Origin of the sequence: Bacillus sp. AF62 (assembly GCF_050312695.1) — a bacterium.
In the GTDB taxonomy this organism is placed as follows: domain Bacteria; phylum Bacillota; class Bacilli; order Bacillales; family Bacillaceae_G; genus Bacillus_A; species Bacillus_A cereus.
Genome location: NZ_JBNPJZ010000101.1, coordinates 117,176 through 134,743, shown reverse-complemented (window position 1 = coordinate 134,743; position 17,568 = coordinate 117,176). Strand labels below are relative to the sequence as shown.

Here is a 17,568-nt window from a genome sequence, read left to right as displayed (position 1 = left end):
TGTGTTGCATAACGGTAAATGAAATTATATCGGCGATTTTTTTAATATATCGACTTACCGACACATAACGACAAAATAAGAGCCCTCTAATCATATAGAGGGCTCTTACTTTATCTAGCTGCAGCGGCTGGCTTCCGCTTTTATTTCTATCCAGTTACGCCTCCTAGACCCTTGCGTCTAAGAACCTTCCCTGCAAAAAGGTAAAAAGCACCTTTTGCAGGAAAGAACCTTAGTCACCGGGTCTAAACAGTCGGCTTCCGCTTTTATTTTACCCAACCGAGCAGCATTTCCCGCACGAATTTGCTTGCTGCGACTGGTGTTTGATCACTATGGTCGTAGACTGGGGCTACTTCTACTAAGTCTGCTCCAACTACATTTATATTTGAATTTGCAATTGCTACGATGGAATCTAATAATTCTTTAGATGTGATACCACCAGCTTCTAACGTTCCTGTCCCTGGAGCGTGAGCTGGGTCTAATACATCAATGTCGATTGTGACATAGACTGGGCGTCCAGCAAGTTTCGGTAATACTTCTTTTAACGGTTCTAATACGTCAAATTTATATAAGTTCATACCTACTTCTTTCGCCCATTCAAATTCTTCCTTCATTCCAGAACGAATTCCGAAAGAATATACGTTTTCCGGACCAATTAAATCACACACTTTACGAATTGGTGTAGAGTGGGATAAAGGCTCCCCTTCATACGATTCACGTAAATCAGTATGAGCATCCATGTGGATGATTGCTAAATCCGGATATTTTTTTGCCATTGCCTTAAAAATTGGCCAAGACACTAGGTGCTCACCGCCGAGACCTAGTGGAAACTTATCGGCATCTAAAAGTTTTGATACATACTCTTCAATCATGTCTAAGCTGCGTTGTGCGTTTCCGAATGGTAATGGGATATCACCCGCATCAAAATATTTTACCTCTTCTAATTCACGATCTAAATACGGACTATATTCTTCAAGACCGATTGATACTTCACGAATACGTGCAGGGCCAAAACGAGATCCTGGACGGTAACTTACTGTCCAATCCATAGGCATCCCATAAATAACTACCTTTGACTCTTCAAAACTTGGATGACTTTTAATAAATACTTTACCTGAATAAGCTTCATCAAAACGCATATTCTTTTCCTCCTTATGTGGAACTTAAGGTATCCCAACCTTTCACTATTTCTCAAATTTGGAGCGAATTGCTCCTCTTTCTCGATTTACCGGGTCTTCTTTTTAACAACAAGAAGACGATTTTCTCTACAGAAGTGTAAGTAGCTAGCATGTTCAAGTCTTCTGGACAAACACCTTAAATGAGCTATTCACACTTTATTTGTTCAAGCTCGATTTTCTTACTTAATTAAATCGCCAACAAATTTCGGTAATGCGAATGCTGCGTTGTGTAATTCTTTTGTGTAGTATTTCGTTTCGATTTCGTGGAAACGCTCTTCACTTACTTCTAATGGATCATGTTTTTTAGATCCAATTGTGAACGTCCAAAGACCACTTGGGTATGTTGGAATATTAGCTGTGTATAAACGAGTAATTGGGAAAATTTCTTTTACATCTTTAAACACAGTCGTAATTAACTCTGGTGTGAACCAAGGGTTGTCCGTTTGTGCAACGAAAATACCATCTTCTTTTAACGCTTTTGAAATTCCAGCATAGAAGCCTTTTGTAAATAGATTTACTGCTGGTCCTACTGGCTCAGTAGAATCTACCATAATTACATCGTATTCATTTTCGCTTTCTGCGATATGTAGGAAACCATCTCCTACTTTTACTTCTACACGCTCATTATCTAATGCGCCTGCAATTGATGGTAAGTATTGTTTAGAGTACTCAATTACTTTTCCATCGATTTCAACAAGAGTTGCTTTCTTTACACTTGGGTGTTTTAACACTTCACGAATAACACCACCATCACCGCCACCAACAACTAATACGTTTTCAGGGTTTGGATGTGTAAATAAAGGTACGTGCGCTACCATTTCATGATAAACGAACTCATCTTTTTCTGTTGTCATAACCATGCCATCTAAAATAAGCATGTTTCCGAACTCTTCCGTTTCAACCATATCAAGTTTTTGGAATTCTGTTTGCTCCGTATGTAATGTGCGGTTAATACGCGCCGTAATCCCAAAATGTTTTGTTTGTTTTTCAGTGAACCATAGTTCCATCGTACAATCACGCCTTTCAATGCAAATTTATAATAGGGACATCATTAATGTCCCCTAACAAAAATAAAACAAAACATCCAAAATGTATAGTTAAAAGTACAAAAATACCGAAAATATATTTTAGTCAGAGGGTTCTAACATATATGTATAAAGAAAACCCTTTCTTAAGAAAGGGCTTTTGTCTCTATTTCTACTGGTTTACGAATTGGAATTAGGATCATAATACAACCAACTAACACCACAATTCCACCTACTAAAAACGGACTTTGTGGTGAAACAGTATGACCGATAATTCCTGATAAAATCGGAGCAATTGCACCCCCTAACCAACGAACAAAGTTATAAACACCTGACGTAACAGATCTTTCATAAGGTGAAATATCCATTACATAACTTGTATATAATGCATTGTTTAAGCCCGATGCTAATCCTGATAAAACGATAAGGGTAATTTGTAACCACATAATTTTCACAAAGAATAGTGCAATTAAGAAAATCGCAAATACAAGTAAACTACCCTTCAATAATGTTTTTGGTTCATATTTCCCTTCTAGCTTATGTGCTAAAATTGCAGAACCGTAAGCTAACGCTAATCCCCATCCGCAAAATACAAAGCCTAATTGAATAGCTGATAAATGCATAATAAGTGGTGAATATGCTAACACAACGAAAAATCCGTAGTAGTATAACATTCCTGAAATCGCACCTTGCATAAACGGTTTATACTTCACCAGGTTAAGTAATTCTCCTACGCCAGCAGCCTTACGCTTCACTTTTCGCTCCGGTTCTTTTACAAAAAAGAATACTAAAATAAATGCTAAGAAAATTAAAATACTCGTCGCGAAAAATGGATAACGCCAAGAATGTCCACCTAATATTCCACCCAATAACGGCCCCCCAGCCATACCTAAGCCGATCGCTGCTTCGTATAATCCTACTGCTTCATGAACTTCTTTACTTAATGCTATTAACAGCGTCATCGCTGTAGCAAAAAACATCGCATTTCCTAATCCCCATCCAGCACGGAAAAGAGATAATTGAGCAATCGTTTGCGATATACCACATATAAACGCAAATACAGTCACAATCGCAAGACCGATTGTCATCATCCGTTTATCACCAAATCTTGATGCAAATATACCAGCTGGTAACATCATGATTGCCATCGTTAAAATATAAGCAGTAAATAACATTTCAACTTGCCAATGCGTTGCACCAATTTTCTCTGCAATAATCGGCAAAATTGGGTCGACTACTCCTATACCCGAAAAGGCCAGGAAGGTAGCCACCACTGTAATCAATCTCCCTAGTTTTTGTTTGCTCTCCATTTTGATTACTCTCCTTTTGTGCTCTCTAAAAATGTTACTGCACGATGTAAACTATCTTCAAGTTCTGCCTTTACACGTTGCATTTGCTCCATTTTTTCGTCTAACGTTTGCACTTGTTTTTCAAGCATATCTTTAATTTCTTGAATCACTTCACGATCACGAGGGTTCTCGCTATTTCTTCTTTGCTCCATTCTTTCTTTTAGTGATAAGAAATGCTGCATTTCTTGAAGTGTGATTCCTAGCACTTCTTTCGCTTCTACAATTCTTTTAATTCTGGCAATATCCTCATCCGTATACAGACGAATATTCCCCTCACTACGTTCTGGGGGATGAATTAAACCAATTTCCTCATAATAACGAAGTGTACGTTTTGTTAAACCGACTTGCTTTGTTACTTCATCAATTTTATACATGTTTATTCCTCCCTTCACTTGATTATTACATTTTACGTTAACGTTAACTTTTCTGCAACTGTTAGACTTTTGTAAATGTTTATCATATTCAATTGTATTTTCCCTAAAGCAGTTTCATAATGAAAGAAAAGAGATAATAAGGAGAATTTCACATGAGTAAACCACTTATTTTCGCTCACCGCGGAGTAAAAGGTACACATCCCGAAAATACGATGATTGCCTTCCAAGAAGCAGAACGCATTGGCGCTCACGGAATTGAACTCGATGTCCACTTATCAAAAGATGGTGAACTTGTCGTAATTCACGATGAAACCGTCGATCGTACAACAAATGGCGTTGGACTTGTTTCGGAAAAAACGGTAGAGGAACTACAATCATTGGACGCTGGTAGCTATAAAGACCCTTCTTTCCATGAAGCAAAAATCCCAACGTTGCGTGAGATTTTCATTTGGCTTTCCACAACGAACTTACAACTAAATATTGAATTAAAGACAGATGTTATTCATTACCCAAATATTGAGGAAAAAGCTGTTGCACTTGTGCGCGAATATCATCTTTCTAATCAAATTGTATTTTCATCATTTAACCATGACTCTGTTTCATTATTAGCAGAAATTGCTCCTGAAATCCCAAGAGCAATTTTATATGATACAACGATTGCTGATCCAATTGCCGAAGCAAAACAGAGAAAAGCAAGTGGATTACATCCAAACTTCCAGCTATTAACGAAAGAATTTGTGCAATTAGCACAAGAGCAAGGATATGTTTTCCGTCCATATACAATTAACGAATACAAAGATTTACAAACTATGATTGATTATGGTGTAGATGTCATCATTACCGATTGGCCAGCACGTGCCTTTGAGCTCCTTTCTTAATGGAAGGAGCTTTTTATTTTCGAAATTTCATTGTTTAAAATAAATGAAAACCCTCAATACTAATACAATAACGCTTGTATTAATGAGGGGCTGAAAAAAGATGGATCAAACTATGAATCCAAAACTTAAAAAATATAAACGTCTTTTCTTCACCGCAATGTTTTCTTGCGTCCTTTTCTTCGTTTTTTCTTTTTTTGTTATTATTATAGTTGCAAAAATTATGGGACCTCCTCCTGTTGCGGTCCCACAAACAAGCGTCTTTTACGCAAACGATGATACTGTTATTGGACAAAGTAATGAAATTCAAAAACGTTACAATGTCTCTCTTAATGAAATTTCACCTTATGTAAAAGAAGCGACCCTTTCTATTGAAGATCAAAGATTTTATAAACATCACGGCTTCGATGTGAAACGGATTGCAGGTGCAATTGTTGCTGATTTAAAAGCGATGGCAAAGGTACAAGGAGCTAGTACAATTACACAACAATACGCGCGTAATCTGTATTTAGATCATGATAAAACGTGGAAACGGAAATTATTAGAGGCAATGTACACTGTCCGCCTTGAAGTAAACTATAATAAAAATCATATTTTAGAAGGATATTTAAATACAATTTATTACGGACATGGCGCTTATGGAATCGAAGCTGCGTCCCGTCTATATTTCGATAAAACAGCAAAAGATTTAACATTAGCAGAAGCTAGTATGCTCGCAGGTATCCCGAAAGGGCCAAGTGTCTATTCTCCCTTTTTGAAAGAGGATCGTGCTAAAGGACGACAAGCTCTCATATTAGATGAAATGGTCGAACAAGGATATATTACGAAGCAACAAGCAGCCTTAGCGAAGAAAGAGCCACTAACTTTTGCCTCATTAGATACGAAAAAAGTAGCAGAGGTCGCACCATATTTCCAAGATGCTGTACAAGCTTCGCTTCTTCGTGATGTTGGATTAGACGAACAAGCTTTACAACGGGGTGGCTTGCGAATTTATACAACGCTAGACCCTAAACTACAAGCTGTAGCAGAGCAAGCTGTAAAAGATCATATACCTGACACAACAAACATACAAACTGCTCTCGTCTCTATGAATCCAACGACAGGTGAAGTGGCTGCTCTTGTTGGCGGAACTGATTATACTACGAGTCAATTTAACAGGGCTACACAAGCCGTTCGTCAGCCTGGTTCTACATTTAAGCCATTTCTATATTATGCAGCATTAGAACGAGGATTCACGCCTGCTACGCGCTTAAAAAGCGAATATACTGTATTTACTTTAGGTGACGGCGTTTCAAAGTATAAACCAAAAAACTATAAAGATTATTATGCAGATGATTTTGTAACGATGGCACAAGCTCTCGCAGTCTCTGATAACATATATGCTGTAAAAACGAATTTATTTTTAGGAGATGACGCACTCGCAAAAACAGCAAAACAATTTGGAATTACAAGTGCATTAAAAGATGTGCCTTCTCTAGCTCTCGGCACATCACCCGTAAAACCAATTGAAATGGTTAACGCTTATAGCATGTTCGCAAACGGTGGAAAAGAAGTAAAACCTACTTTCATTCGCCGCATTATGGATCATGAAGGAAATATATTATACGATGCTCATTTAGAGAGTAAACAAGTTCTCGACAAGAGCAAAGCGTTTGTAATGGAAGAAATGATGACCGGTATGTTTAATAAGAAACTAAGCAGTTATGCTGCTGTAACTGGCCAATCGATGTTATCAAAATTATCAAGAACATATGCCGGAAAATCTGGTTCTACTGAAACGGATAGTTGGATGATCGGATTTACTCCGCAAATCGTAACAGGTGTATGGGTCGGATATGATCAACCTAAATCTATTTCAAACGTAGCAGAACAAGGATATGCGAAGAAAATATGGACTGATACGATGGAGAAAGGCTTAGATGGACAGCCCAAAAAAGAATTTAAACAACCAGGTGACGTCGTAGCGGTTAATATCAACCCAGAGAACGGTAAAATTGCTACAAAAAATTGTCCTATTTCTGTGAAAATGTATTTCGCTAAAGGTACCGAACCGACTGAATATTGTATGGATCACGTCGATGATAAAGAAGAATTTGAAAAAACGACTGAAGAAAAGAAAAAAACAAGTTGGTGGAAAAAATATCTTCCTTGGTAAAAAAAATAGCTGACGGGCATCCGTCAGCTATTTTTTATTCACTTAATAATGCACGACGCAATTCTTCACTAGATTCGTTCCAAATCGCTTCATTATGTTCTTTCAAGAACGTACCAAGTACTTTTTTAGATGATTCATCCATATGGTCAACCATAATGTGACGCTTCATTGATTTATCCATTTTGTTTACGTGTTCTGGAAGTGATTTATATCCGCGACGAATTTCACGGTCTACTGTCATTTCACAAGCTGTTACACCTGCGTAATAAGCACCAGTTGCAGTTCTTTCAATCGTTACCCAAACAAGCCAAAATGGTTTTCCGTTTGGAACTTCATCTTTATTTGTTAAAAACTTAATACCTTTTTCTACTGTACTACGCGCATGCATCGCACCGATATCAACGAATGCGGTTTTCTCTAGTACATCAACAAATACAGGTGAAATGTTTTCTAGGCTTAATGCCCCAACACCAAATCCACCATGTCCATCTGTTGAATCATTTTTCACAATATTAAAACCGATTTTTTTCTTTTTCTCTGTCATATGTAAAATCCTCCTCACTTAAAAATTATAAAAGGCCAAAAATAGGCGCAATGATACTTTGTAAAAACATTAATACATGCGGAATAACTACCTGGAAAATAGGTTGAATTGTGTAATTACTAAGCGGTGTAATAACGAGAATTAATAACGCAATCGCTCCATATTTTTCATACTGTGTCATTTTCGCGCGAATATTTGCTGGTGCTAAATCTTCCACTACACGATACCCATCAAGTGGCGGGATCGGTAATAAATTAAATACAAGTAAAACAATATTTAACATAATAAAGAGCTCAAAAAACTTTCCTAATGTTTCAGCTACTGCAACTGGAACTGCATCTAACACTCCAAATACTGCTAAGCTATACAAAATAATTAAACCAATTGCACTTAAAATTAAGTTACTAATCGGCCCTGCAATTGAAACTAATATGCCTGCAAGACGCGGTCTTTTAAAGTTATATGGGTTAACAGGAACCGGTCTGGCCCAACCGAATCCAAGAATTAATACTGCAATCAAACCGATAGGGTCTAAATGAGCCATCGGTGATAGCGTTAAACGCCCTTGTCTCTTTGCTGTATCGTCCCCAAATTTATATGCAACATATGCATGTGCAAATTCATGAACGGATAATGCAATAATAATCGCCATTGCTACCAACGGAATTTCGTGCAATGGATATCTAAATAACTGATCCATACTTCATCTCCTCTTCCATATGTCAAAAAAAGAAATTATTTGTTTTTTCGATTGTTCTTCCCCATAATCCGCTATAATAAGAGTGTAACTTACATAAAAGGAGCGATTGTACATGCCATACGTAACAGTGAAAATGCTAGAAGGACGCACAGAAGAACAAAAGAAAGCTCTTGCTGAGAAAGTAACAGCAGCAGTAAGCGAAACAACTGGTGCTCCTGAAGAAAACATCGTTGTTTTCATCGAAGAAATGTCTAAGAATCATTATGCAGTTGGCGGAAAACGCTTAAGCGACAAATAATTTCAAGTTTTTCATAAGAAGCAGCCACTAGCTGCTTCTTATTTCTTTCCTTCTAACAACTCAATAATTCTCTCTTTATATTTTCCTTTTCTTCCATCTTCATAGATTAAATCATGTGGATAGAATAGCTTTTGGTCCGTTCTTTTCTTACCTGTAATCGCCTCAACAATATCCGATTCACGTGAAAGCTCTCTAAGCTCTCCGTTTGGCATAAGAAGTAGGATTGGCAAACGCTCTTCTTCTTCTCCTGCACGATAAAAGTCATACGGTAAGTCTGATGTTGAATCAACTACTAAATAATACTCCGGATCAAGTCCAATCTTTTTAAATAAACTACTTAATTCCATCCAATTATCTAAACCGTGTTTATCTGTAAACTCTACATATTTAAATAGATTTCGATTCATAAAACGGCGGCATAGATCGCTTAAAATTGGATCTTCTTCTTCCTGCCATACTTGGAAGTAGTAATACATAACGTTCTCGTCTAACTTTAAATAATCCTCTACTGTTACTTCTTCTTCAAATAAAGAATAGAAATGAACAGGATGATTTTTAAATGTATAATACTTCTCGTGCAATGATTTAGCACGGTGTAAAATCTTCGTTAAAATAACTTCTGCACTTCGCGTTACCGGATGGAAATATACTTGCCAATACATTTGATAACGACTCATAATGTAATGCTCAACAGCATGCATACCACTATTTTTAATGACTACTTGATCCCCATACGGGCGCATTACACGCAGTATACGTTCCATATCGAAGTTTCCATACTTTACGCCTGTAAAATAAGCATCTCTTAATAAATAATCCATACGATCCGCATCAATTTGGCTCGAAATCATACTAATTGCTAATTTATTAGTAGACGTTTTTGCAATTACATCTGCTACCTTTTGTGGAAACTCCTTATCAACACGACTTAATACATCATTAATCTCCGTATTGCCAACAATAATCTTTTGCGTAAATTTCTCATGATCTAATGAAAATACTTTTTCAAACGAGTGAGAAAATGGGCCGTGACCGACATCATGAAGTAATGCCGCACATAAACATAACAATCTATCTTCAGCATTCCAATTTGGTCTGCCATCAAACACATCATCAATCATACGACGAATAATTTCGTATACACCTAACGAATGAGTAAAGCGACTATGCTCTGCACCGTGAAATGTAAAAAATGTCGTTCCAAGCTGCTTAATACGGCGCAAGCGTTGAAATTCTTTCGTTCCGATTAAATCCCAAATAACACGATCACGCACGTGCACATATTTATGTACTGGGTCTTTAAACACTTTTGTTTCGCTGAGTTTGTCGTTTAAATATACCACTTTCCGACATCCCCCTTTCTTTACTACATTCTTACTTTATATTATAAACGAAATGAGAAACAGAAAGAAATGAAAGACTGTATTAATTACCTTTATAAAAAGAAAAAATCACCTTTACCGAAGTAAAAGTGATTTCCTTTATACATTATTTACCTAAAACGAATTCAGCAACTTCGTCTAAGATCATATCTTTCCCTAATGGGAAGTAACCTTTGTTTAAGTCTTCATTTTTAATTGTGAATACGTGGTTGTTTTTAACAGCGTTCATGTTTTTCCAAATTGATTCTTCTTGGAATTCTTTTAAGCGCTGAGAACCGTCACCAGTTGTAAATACGAATAAGTAATCTGGGTTGTAATCGATTAAAGCTTCTTTTTGTACTTGTACTAGTGGTTTATCAGTTGGTGTACCTTTAACTGCTGGTAGTTTTAAATCATTAAAGATTACGCTACCGTAACCGTAGTCACCGTATACGCGGAAAGCATTTGGATACGCAGCCATTTTCATGAATGTTGCTTCACCAGTTTTAGCGACGATTTTGTCATGTAATTTGCTTGCTTTTTCATCATACTTTTTGAACCATTCTTTTGTTTCTTTTTCTTTACCGAAGATTTGACCTACTTCTTCGAATTTTGGACGCCATTGATCTAATGGAGTGTTTAACATAACTGTTGGTGCAATTTTAGATAATTGATCATAAATCTTTTCTTGACGATTATTTACAAGAATTAAATCTGGTTTTGCAGCAGCTACTGCTTCGATGTTAATTTTATCGCCCCAAGCAGAACCAACTGGTTTAACGTCTTTTAGTTTCTTTTCAATATGTGCATCAATTTTTTCTTGAGATGTATTAGCAGTAATAACCGGTTTCATACCGAAAATTAATAATTCTTCTGTTGAACCACTAAGGTCAGCAATTTTCTTTGGGTTTGCAGGAATTTTAATTTCCCCTTTTGCATGTTTTACAGTGCGCTCTTCAGTCTTTGCATCTGCTTTCTTTTCTTCTTCTTTGTTAGAACAAGCAGCAAATAGTACAGAAGTCACAACTAATACCATTGCTAATAGTGCCATTTTAAAATTCTTCATGTTCCCACTCCTTCTAGCTGTATTTATCTTATAAGTTGCAATGAACTATAAGAAACGAAGATAACAATTAATCAATATATTTTTATTAATTGTTGTTAATACCCCATTCTAACGGGCGTTCAACTTCCCATTCTTATATAAGAAGCTCAACGTCCATTAGAAGTCCCCCCTCTTCACGAGGGGGTTCTACTTAAGCTTTTTTACGCAATTGATTACTAATCATCGCTAAATCATATGTTAAGCAAATTGGCTTACAGTTTACTGGACATGGAACGATTTGAGCTTCAATCTCAAATACGTTACGAAGTGTTTCACTTGTCATAACTTCATCTGGTGTTCCTTGTTTCATTAACTTACCTGCTTTTAATGCAATCATATGATCTGAGAAACGAGAAGCGTGGTTTAAGTCATGGATAACCATAACAATCGTTCTACCTTCTTCTTCATTTAACTTTTTCAATAAGTTTAATACTTCTAATTGATGAGCCATATCTAAGTACGTTGTTGGTTCATCCAATACAAGTAATTCTGTTCCTTGTGCAAGAGCCATTGCAATCCAAACACGTTGACGTTGACCACCAGATAGCGCTTCTGCTGGACGATTCGCAAATTCTTTCATTCCTGTCACTTCAAGTGCCCAGTTAATGTAGCGATAATCCTCTTCTTTCAACGTGCCAAACCCTTTTTGATGAGGGAATCTTCCGTATGACACAAGCTCAAATACAGTAAGACCCGTTGGTACTTCTGCAGTTTGTGGTAAAATCGCCATTTTCTTTGCAATTTCTTTCGTTGGCTGTTTCTCAATTGCTTTTCCGTCAAGATAAACAGTACCTTGTTTTGCCTTCAAAATACGAGACGCCGTTTTTAATAATGTGGACTTCCCACAACCATTTGGCCCAATAATTGTTGTAATTTTCCCTTCCGGAATTTCAACTGTTAATCCATCAATAATTAAACCTTCATTATAGCCAACAGATACCGCATCAACCGCTAAAGTTGCCATACGAAAAGCCTCCCTTTATTTTGTCCTCATAAGTAAATAAATGAAATACGGTGCACCAATTACAGAAATAACAAGACCGACTGGTATTTCTGAAGTTGTTAGTACACTTCTTGAAATTACGTCTGCGAATAAAAGTAAAAACGTTCCTATTAGCGCAGCTGTGGGCAACATGATTTGATGTTTGCCACCAACAAGGCGCCTTGCTAAATGCGGGGCCATTAAACCGATAAAGCCAATTCCACCGGCAACAGCAACAGATGCACCCGCTAAACAAACTGCAATAAATAATAATTTACGTCTTTCTTTTTCTACATTTACACCAAGGCCAACTGCTGTAGAATCGCCTAGGTTCATTACATTTAATATGTGTGCTTTACTTATAGCAAGCGGTAAGAAAATAACCATCCATGGAAGTACACTTAATACGAATTTCCAATCTGTACCCCACAGACTTCCCGCCAGCCAAATCGTAGCAAAACGAAAATCGTTAGATGTCATCTTCATAGAGAAAATTAAACTAACAGCTCCAAATCCAGCTGCAACGGCAATACCGACTAGTATTAATCGAGTCGATGAAACGCCGTCTTTCCATGCTAATAAATAAATAATTACCGCTGCTAATATCGCTCCAACTAGTGCGAAAAATGGAAGAATGAATACAGATAAAAATGTACCAGTCCCTACTTTCCCGAAGAAGAAGTAGACGAATATAACAACTGTTAATCCCGCTCCAGCATTAATCCCTATAATACCTGGATCAGCAAGTGGATTTCGTGATAAACCTTGCAAAATCGCACCTGACATAGCTAAAGCAGATCCGACTAGTATAGCAATTACCATACGCGGCATACGGAATTCAAATAAAATAACAGACTGATCTTCAGCCCCTAGTCCAACCAATGACTTTAATACGTCCATTGGGGGTATTTTAAAAGTTCCTGTATTTAAACTAATAAGAAATATAGAAACGATTAGTCCTACTAAAATCGTTAATATAGAAATGTTCTTTTTTGTTAAGACACTCGTCCTCACATCTTTCCTCTCCCTTCATTACGTGCTAAGTAGAGGAAGAATGGAACCCCAATTAGCGCTGTAATTGCTCCAATTGGCGTTTCAAATGGCGGGTTAATAACGCGAGATAACATATCTGCACATTCAATTAACAGCCCGCCTAAGACCGCAGAACATGGAATAACCCATCTATAGTCCGAGCCTACAAGGAAACGAGTCATATGCGGGATTACAAGACCAACAAACCCTACTGATCCTGCCATGGAAACTGCGGAACCCGTTAAAACAAGAACAAGTACTGTTCCGATAAATTTAATTAATGTCGTATTTTGACCAAGTCCAATTGCAATTTCTTCACCGAAGCTCAAAATTGTAATATATCTCGACATCATAATTGCGATAAAAAGACAAACAAGGCCAATTGGCACTAACATATTAATACTTTGCCATTTCACTCCAGCAACTCCGCCTGCATTCCACATGCTCACCTCTTGGGCAAGATTAAAATACAATGCGATTCCAGATGAAATTGCCCCTAATAAAGCACTAATAGCTGCACCTGCTAAAGCTAATTTCACAGGTGTTAATCCACCTGGTGAAGAAGACCCAATTCCATATACAATGCTTGCACCAAACGCAGCTCCAATAAAAGATGCGATAACAAACATTAAATAAGGTGAATTAGGGAAAAATGCATACATAATTGCAATTCCAAATACAGCCCCATCTGTAATTCCCATTAACGATGGTGAAGCAAGTGGATTTCGCGTCATGCCTTGCATAATTGCTCCTGATACCGCTAAAAAGGCACCTGCAACTACGCCCCCTATTGCTCTAGGCATGCGAAGCTCTTGAATTACGTTATGATGTGTAATAGATCCATCAAACTGAAATACAGCTTGCCATACAGTCTTTAAACTAATATCTGCAGCCCCAAAAGAAATAGAAACTGCCATGCTTAAAGCTAACAAAACTGTACCCGCTACTAAAATAATAGAAGCGATGAGCGGTCTGCTCTTAATCTCTTTAACATTCTCTTCTTGCTGTTCTATACTGCTTGCGCTCGCTTCCATCCCTCAACCATCCTAACCAACAACATATATTTATTAAAATGAAATTTATTCTCAAATAGCAATAAAAAAATTAGGTGAATTGTTATTTTCCTGATAATGATTCTCAGAATCAGACACTTCTATTCTACCTATCGCTTTAAAAGACTGTCAACCATTATTTTGAAATATAAATTTATATAAATTGGAACTTTAATACAAAAGTTATATCCATCCTTTAGAAAACGTTCGTCCACACAAGAGTACTTTCGCAGAATAAATCTTTCCTCTTATGGGCATAAAAAAAGAAGAGTAATCTTTTCACTCTTCTTTTTCTTACTTATTTAACTTTGCTTCAATTTTTACGATTAACTCATCTTCTGTTGGAGCCGCAACTGGACGGTTATTTACAAATGCGAATGATTTTTTACGACCAGGACCACAGTAAGACTGACATCCAACTTCAATCGTTGCACATGAATCTACTTTTTTTAACTTCGGAACTAACGTTTTAACGTTCGTTGCCTGACAGTCATCGCACACGCGAAATTCGTTTCCCATTATATAACACTTCCTCTATTTTAAACTTTTCTCAAGTTCGTTTAAAAATAAACACTAAATGGTATTTTACCGCTCTTTGAAGCTCGTTGCAAGTTTCCCTACAAAGCCTATTCTCTACATAATGCTACATATTTATATGCTCTCCTACAGAAGCGCTCACCATTCATGGGAAAATTTTTACCTTTCATCGAAATCTACCATATTTTTAAAAGCTTTGTATAAAAGTTTATTTTTTTGCCCATTATAAAAATAGGAAGTTCATAAAAAGAAAGGGAGTTGAATCTATGAAAGTAAGACAAGATGCTTGGACAGATGAGGATGATTTATTACTTGCTGAAACGGTACTTCGTCATGTTCGAGAAGGAAGTACGCAATTAAATGCATTTGAGGAAGTAGGAGATCAGTTAAATCGTACATCTGCTGCTTGTGGTTTCCGCTGGAATGCTGTCGTTCGCTATAGCTATGAACAAGCTCTTCAACTAGCAAAAAAACATCGTAAAGATAAAATGCGTGCTGCAAGCGGTGAACAAGCGAAAAAACGTTTACTTTATACACCACCAGCTTCAGATTCGATAACTGATTATGAAGAATTAGTACAAGAGGAATCAATCGTACAATATAAAGAAGCTATTCCATATCAAGAATCTACTGCTCCTGCTGCAAGAAGCTCTATGACAATGCAAGATGTTATTTATTTTTTACAAACAGTCGGATCTTCAAATATAAAAGTGACAGCTCTTGAAAACGAGAATACGAGATTGAAACAAGAAATTAAAGCACAAATCCTTCGGAATGAGGAACTAGAAAAGAAACTAGAAAAGTTAGAAAAGCAATCTCATACTGTACAAGAAGATTACGAAACACTTATGAACATTATGAACCGAGCTCGTAAATTGGCAGTCATGGATGACGAAGAACGTTCTCAAACATCTTTCCGAATGGACCGAAACGGTAATTTAGAAAAAATTGCAGAATAAAAAGGATGCATGTAATGCATCCTTTTTATTATTTCACCTTTAAGCTCCCCCTTTATATGTGAGAAAACTCCATTCTTCATTTTTTGCTATAATAGAGATTGTCATTTTAAAGATAAGGGGTTAGTTATATGAGCAATTCCCGTTCCATTTTATCTCAGCCAGAGTGGCGCATTGTAGATCAGTCTAGTTTGGGACCAACATTCCACGCACTTCAGTCATTCGCAATGGATGACACATTATGCACAAGCATTGGAAATGGCAATTCAGCCGCAACAATGCGTTCTTGGGTTCATCACAATACAATTGTCCTTGGCATTCAAGATTCACGCCTTCCGCATTTAGAAGAAGGTATTTCTTTTTTAAAACAACACAACTTCAATGTTATTGTTCGTAATTCTGGCGGGCTTGCAGTCGTGCTTGATGAAGGTGTTTTAAACGTATCACTTTTATTCCAAGAAACAGAAAAAGGTATCGATATTGATCTTGGATACGATACGATGTGGCATTTAATTAAGGAGATGTTAAAGGATTACAACGTTACTATCGAGGCAAAAGAAATTGTTGGCTCTTACTGTCCTGGTAGTTATGACTTAAGTATTCGCAATCAAAAATTCGCTGGTATTTCACAACGTCGTATTCGCGGCGGTGTCGCTGTCCAAATTTATCTCTGTGCTACCGGAAGTGGCTCTGAGCGTGCCGCACTCGTTCGTGATTTCTACAACCTAGCAATTCAAGGAAAAGAAACACGCTTTACGTACCCTGAAATTGTACCAAGTACGATGGCCTCACTCTCAGAATTACTTGGCGAAACCATTACAGTACAAGATTTAATGATGCGTCTTTTAAAAACATTGCAGCAATTCGCTCCAAAGTTAACACCATCTCAATTAACAATAGATGAGATTCCTTTATATGAGACGAATTTACAACGTATTATTGATCGTAATAATAAAGCACTTGGCTTAGAAAAATAAAAATGACCACCCTAAGGGTGGTCATTTTCCATACTAATTCATTTTAGAATTAAAGTGCTTGAGCTGCTGTAATTAAAGCTAACTTGTACACTTCTTCTTCGTTACATCCACGAGACAGGTCATTTACAGGCATGTTTAAACCTTGTAAGATTGGTCCTACTGCTTCGAAGTTACCTAAACGTTGAGCGATTTTGTAGCCGATATTACCAGCTTCTAAGCTTGGGAATACGAATACGTTAGCATCACCTTTAATTGTAGAACCTGGAGCTTTTTTCTCAGCTACAGATGGTACGAATGCAGCATCGAATTGGAATTCTCCATCTAAAGTTAACTCAGGAGCCATTTCTTTTGCAATGCGAGTTGCTTCTCCAACTTTTTCTGTTTCTGGAGATTTCGCAGAACCTTTTGTAGAGAAGCTTAACATAGCAACACGTGGATCAATGCCGAATAACTCAGCAGTTTTCGCACTTTCGATACCGATTTCAGCTAAATCTTGGCTGTTTGGTGCAATGTTAATTGCGCAATCAGCGAATACATATTTCTCTTCTTCACGTACCATGATGAATACGCCAGAAGTTTTTGTAACGCCTGGTTTTGTTTTAATAATTTGAAGTGCCGGACGAACTGTATCAGCTGTAGAGTGAGCTGCACCACTTACTAAACCGTGTGCTTTGCCCATGTATACAAGCATTGTACCGAAGTAGTTTTCGTCTTTAAGGATTTTGCGAGCGTCTTCTTCAGTTGCTTTACCTTTACGGCGTTCAACGAAAGATGCTACCATTGCATCCATTTCTTCGTATGTAGCTGGGTCGTAAATATCAACGCCTGCTAATGTTAAATTCATGCTAGCAGCTTTTGCGCTAATTTCTTCCTTATTACCAACTAAGATTGGTTTTACTAACTCTTCTTTTGCTAAACGCTCTGCAGCGCCTAAAATTCTTTCATCAGTTCCTTCAGGAAGTACGATAGAAATGCCTTTTCCTTGAACTTTTTCTTTTACTGTTGTAAATAAGTTGCTCACGAATAAACCCTCCTACATATGTTAAAAAACTCTATCTTTAAGAATACTGC

The 17,568-nt window shown here is 37.1% G+C and carries 18 protein-coding genes; 5 read left to right on the top strand and 13 right to left on the bottom strand.

Annotated elements, in window-relative coordinates:
* Positions 1-263: 263 nt before the first annotated feature.
* The 4 genes from speB to ACQRBL_RS26960 form a co-directional block, all read right to left on the bottom strand.
* Positions 264-1,136 (bottom strand): agmatinase, encoded by an 873-nt coding sequence (gene speB, locus ACQRBL_RS26975; protein ID WP_001209831.1) that lies wholly within the window; start codon positions 1,134-1,136, stop codon positions 264-266.
* Between the two features lie 218 nt (positions 1,137-1,354).
* Complete coding sequence (gene speE, locus ACQRBL_RS26970; RefSeq protein ID WP_000424696.1) at positions 1,355-2,182, bottom strand: polyamine aminopropyltransferase; 828 nt, start codon at positions 2,180-2,182, stop codon at positions 1,355-1,357.
* 164 nt (positions 2,183-2,346) lie between these two features.
* Positions 2,347-3,510: an MFS transporter gene (locus tag ACQRBL_RS26965; RefSeq protein ID WP_000444233.1), complete on the bottom strand. Its 1,164-nt coding sequence runs from the start codon at positions 3,508-3,510 to the stop codon at positions 2,347-2,349.
* 5 nt (positions 3,511-3,515) lie between these two features.
* Positions 3,516-3,923 carry a MerR family transcriptional regulator gene (locus ACQRBL_RS26960; RefSeq protein ID WP_000276560.1) on the bottom strand — a complete coding sequence of 136 codons (408 nt, stop codon included), beginning with the start codon at positions 3,921-3,923 and terminating at the stop codon, positions 3,516-3,518.
* Between the two features lie 152 nt (positions 3,924-4,075).
* Here ACQRBL_RS26960 and ACQRBL_RS26955 point away from each other — a divergent pair, with 152 nt between their 5' ends.
* Complete coding sequence (locus ACQRBL_RS26955; protein WP_000042784.1) at positions 4,076-4,801, top strand: glycerophosphodiester phosphodiesterase; 726 nt, start codon at positions 4,076-4,078, stop codon at positions 4,799-4,801.
* A 100-nt stretch (positions 4,802-4,901) separates the two neighbouring features.
* Positions 4,902-6,953: a transglycosylase domain-containing protein gene (locus ACQRBL_RS26950; RefSeq protein ID WP_000372960.1), complete on the top strand. Its 2,052-nt coding sequence runs from the start codon at positions 4,902-4,904 to the stop codon at positions 6,951-6,953.
* 34 nt (positions 6,954-6,987) lie between these two features.
* Here ACQRBL_RS26950 and ACQRBL_RS26945 read toward each other — a convergent pair whose 3' ends face one another.
* Positions 6,988-7,497: a YwhD family protein gene (locus ACQRBL_RS26945; RefSeq protein ID WP_000136683.1), complete on the bottom strand. Its 510-nt coding sequence runs from the start codon at positions 7,495-7,497 to the stop codon at positions 6,988-6,990.
* A gap of 25 nt (positions 7,498-7,522) precedes the next feature.
* Positions 7,523-8,197, bottom strand: coding sequence for a site-2 protease family protein (locus ACQRBL_RS26940; protein WP_000372443.1), 675 nt, complete (start codon positions 8,195-8,197; stop codon positions 7,523-7,525).
* 112 nt (positions 8,198-8,309) lie between these two features.
* Here ACQRBL_RS26940 and ACQRBL_RS26935 point away from each other — a divergent pair, with 112 nt between their 5' ends.
* A complete protein-coding gene (locus ACQRBL_RS26935; RefSeq protein ID WP_001147171.1) occupies positions 8,310-8,495 on the top strand; it encodes a 2-hydroxymuconate tautomerase in 186 nt (61 codons plus the stop codon).
* A gap of 38 nt (positions 8,496-8,533) precedes the next feature.
* Here the strand turns inward: ACQRBL_RS26935 and ACQRBL_RS26930 are convergent, their stop codons facing one another.
* The 6 genes from ACQRBL_RS26930 to ACQRBL_RS26905 form a co-directional block, all read right to left on the bottom strand.
* Positions 8,534-9,838 (bottom strand): HD domain-containing protein, encoded by a 1,305-nt coding sequence (locus tag ACQRBL_RS26930; protein WP_000262741.1) that lies wholly within the window; start codon positions 9,836-9,838, stop codon positions 8,534-8,536.
* A gap of 145 nt (positions 9,839-9,983) precedes the next feature.
* On the bottom strand, positions 9,984-10,922 hold the full coding sequence (locus ACQRBL_RS26925) for an ABC transporter substrate-binding protein (protein ID WP_000787724.1): 939 nt from the start codon (positions 10,920-10,922) through the stop codon (positions 9,984-9,986).
* A gap of 190 nt (positions 10,923-11,112) precedes the next feature.
* Complete coding sequence (locus tag ACQRBL_RS26920; protein WP_000212068.1) at positions 11,113-11,925, bottom strand: ABC transporter ATP-binding protein; 813 nt, start codon at positions 11,923-11,925, stop codon at positions 11,113-11,115.
* Between the two features lie 15 nt (positions 11,926-11,940).
* On the bottom strand, positions 11,941-12,957 hold the full coding sequence (locus tag ACQRBL_RS26915) for a FecCD family ABC transporter permease (RefSeq protein ID WP_001260757.1): 1,017 nt from the start codon (positions 12,955-12,957) through the stop codon (positions 11,941-11,943).
* Complete coding sequence (locus ACQRBL_RS26910) at positions 12,954-14,009, bottom strand: FecCD family ABC transporter permease (protein WP_000388296.1); 1,056 nt, start codon at positions 14,007-14,009, stop codon at positions 12,954-12,956. Before ACQRBL_RS26910 ends, ACQRBL_RS26915 begins: the two co-directional genes overlap by 4 nt.
* Positions 14,010-14,321: 312 nt before the next feature.
* Positions 14,322-14,546, bottom strand: a complete 225-nt coding sequence (locus ACQRBL_RS26905) for a DUF1450 domain-containing protein (RefSeq protein WP_000526079.1) — start codon at positions 14,544-14,546, stop codon at positions 14,322-14,324.
* Between the two features lie 284 nt (positions 14,547-14,830).
* On the opposite strand from ACQRBL_RS26905, the gene ACQRBL_RS26900 reads away from it, so the two are divergent.
* Together ACQRBL_RS26900 and ACQRBL_RS26895 are read left to right on the top strand one after the other, a co-directional pair.
* Positions 14,831-15,523: an RsfA family transcriptional regulator gene (locus tag ACQRBL_RS26900; protein ID WP_000868358.1), complete on the top strand. Its 693-nt coding sequence runs from the start codon at positions 14,831-14,833 to the stop codon at positions 15,521-15,523.
* Positions 15,524-15,651: 128 nt separating this feature from the next.
* Positions 15,652-16,497 carry a lipoate--protein ligase family protein gene (locus ACQRBL_RS26895; protein ID WP_000071953.1) on the top strand — a complete coding sequence of 282 codons (846 nt, stop codon included), beginning with the start codon at positions 15,652-15,654 and terminating at the stop codon, positions 16,495-16,497.
* 49 nt (positions 16,498-16,546) lie between these two features.
* Here the strand turns inward: ACQRBL_RS26895 and pta are convergent, their stop codons facing one another.
* Complete coding sequence (gene pta / locus ACQRBL_RS26890) at positions 16,547-17,518, bottom strand: phosphate acetyltransferase (protein WP_411995847.1); 972 nt, start codon at positions 17,516-17,518, stop codon at positions 16,547-16,549.
* Positions 17,519-17,568 lie beyond the last annotated feature (50 nt).

Bases quoted from the DNA above. Each gene is read 5' to 3' on its own strand.
- ACQRBL_RS26940 (WP_000372443.1), bottom strand. From the start codon at position 8,197: ATGGATCAGTTATTTAGATATCCATTGCACGAAATTCCGTTGGTAGCA.
- ACQRBL_RS26905 (WP_000526079.1), bottom strand. From the start codon at position 14,546: ATGGGAAACGAATTTCGCGTGTGCGATGACTGTCAGGCAACGAACGTT.
- ACQRBL_RS26955 (WP_000042784.1), top strand. From the start codon at position 4,076: ATGAGTAAACCACTTATTTTCGCTCACCGCGGAGTAAAAGGTACACAT.
- ACQRBL_RS26935 (WP_001147171.1), top strand. From the start codon at position 8,310: ATGCCATACGTAACAGTGAAAATGCTAGAAGGACGCACAGAAGAACAA.
- ACQRBL_RS26950 (WP_000372960.1), top strand. From the start codon at position 4,902: ATGGATCAAACTATGAATCCAAAACTTAAAAAATATAAACGTCTTTTC.
- ACQRBL_RS26895 (WP_000071953.1), top strand. From the start codon at position 15,652: ATGAGCAATTCCCGTTCCATTTTATCTCAGCCAGAGTGGCGCATTGTA.
- ACQRBL_RS26945 (WP_000136683.1), bottom strand. From the start codon at position 7,497: ATGACAGAGAAAAAGAAAAAAATCGGTTTTAATATTGTGAAAAATGAT.
- speB (WP_001209831.1), bottom strand. From the start codon at position 1,136: ATGCGTTTTGATGAAGCTTATTCAGGTAAAGTATTTATTAAAAGTCAT.
- ACQRBL_RS26960 (WP_000276560.1), bottom strand. From the start codon at position 3,923: ATGTATAAAATTGATGAAGTAACAAAGCAAGTCGGTTTAACAAAACGT.
- speE (WP_000424696.1), bottom strand. From the start codon at position 2,182: ATGGAACTATGGTTCACTGAAAAACAAACAAAACATTTTGGGATTACG.
- ACQRBL_RS26900 (WP_000868358.1), top strand. From the start codon at position 14,831: ATGAAAGTAAGACAAGATGCTTGGACAGATGAGGATGATTTATTACTT.
- ACQRBL_RS26920 (WP_000212068.1), bottom strand. From the start codon at position 11,925: ATGGCAACTTTAGCGGTTGATGCGGTATCTGTTGGCTATAATGAAGGT.
- ACQRBL_RS26965 (WP_000444233.1), bottom strand. From the start codon at position 3,510: ATGGAGAGCAAACAAAAACTAGGGAGATTGATTACAGTGGTGGCTACC.
- ACQRBL_RS26925 (WP_000787724.1), bottom strand. From the start codon at position 10,922: ATGAAGAATTTTAAAATGGCACTATTAGCAATGGTATTAGTTGTGACT.
- ACQRBL_RS26910 (WP_000388296.1), bottom strand. From the start codon at position 14,009: ATGGAAGCGAGCGCAAGCAGTATAGAACAGCAAGAAGAGAATGTTAAA.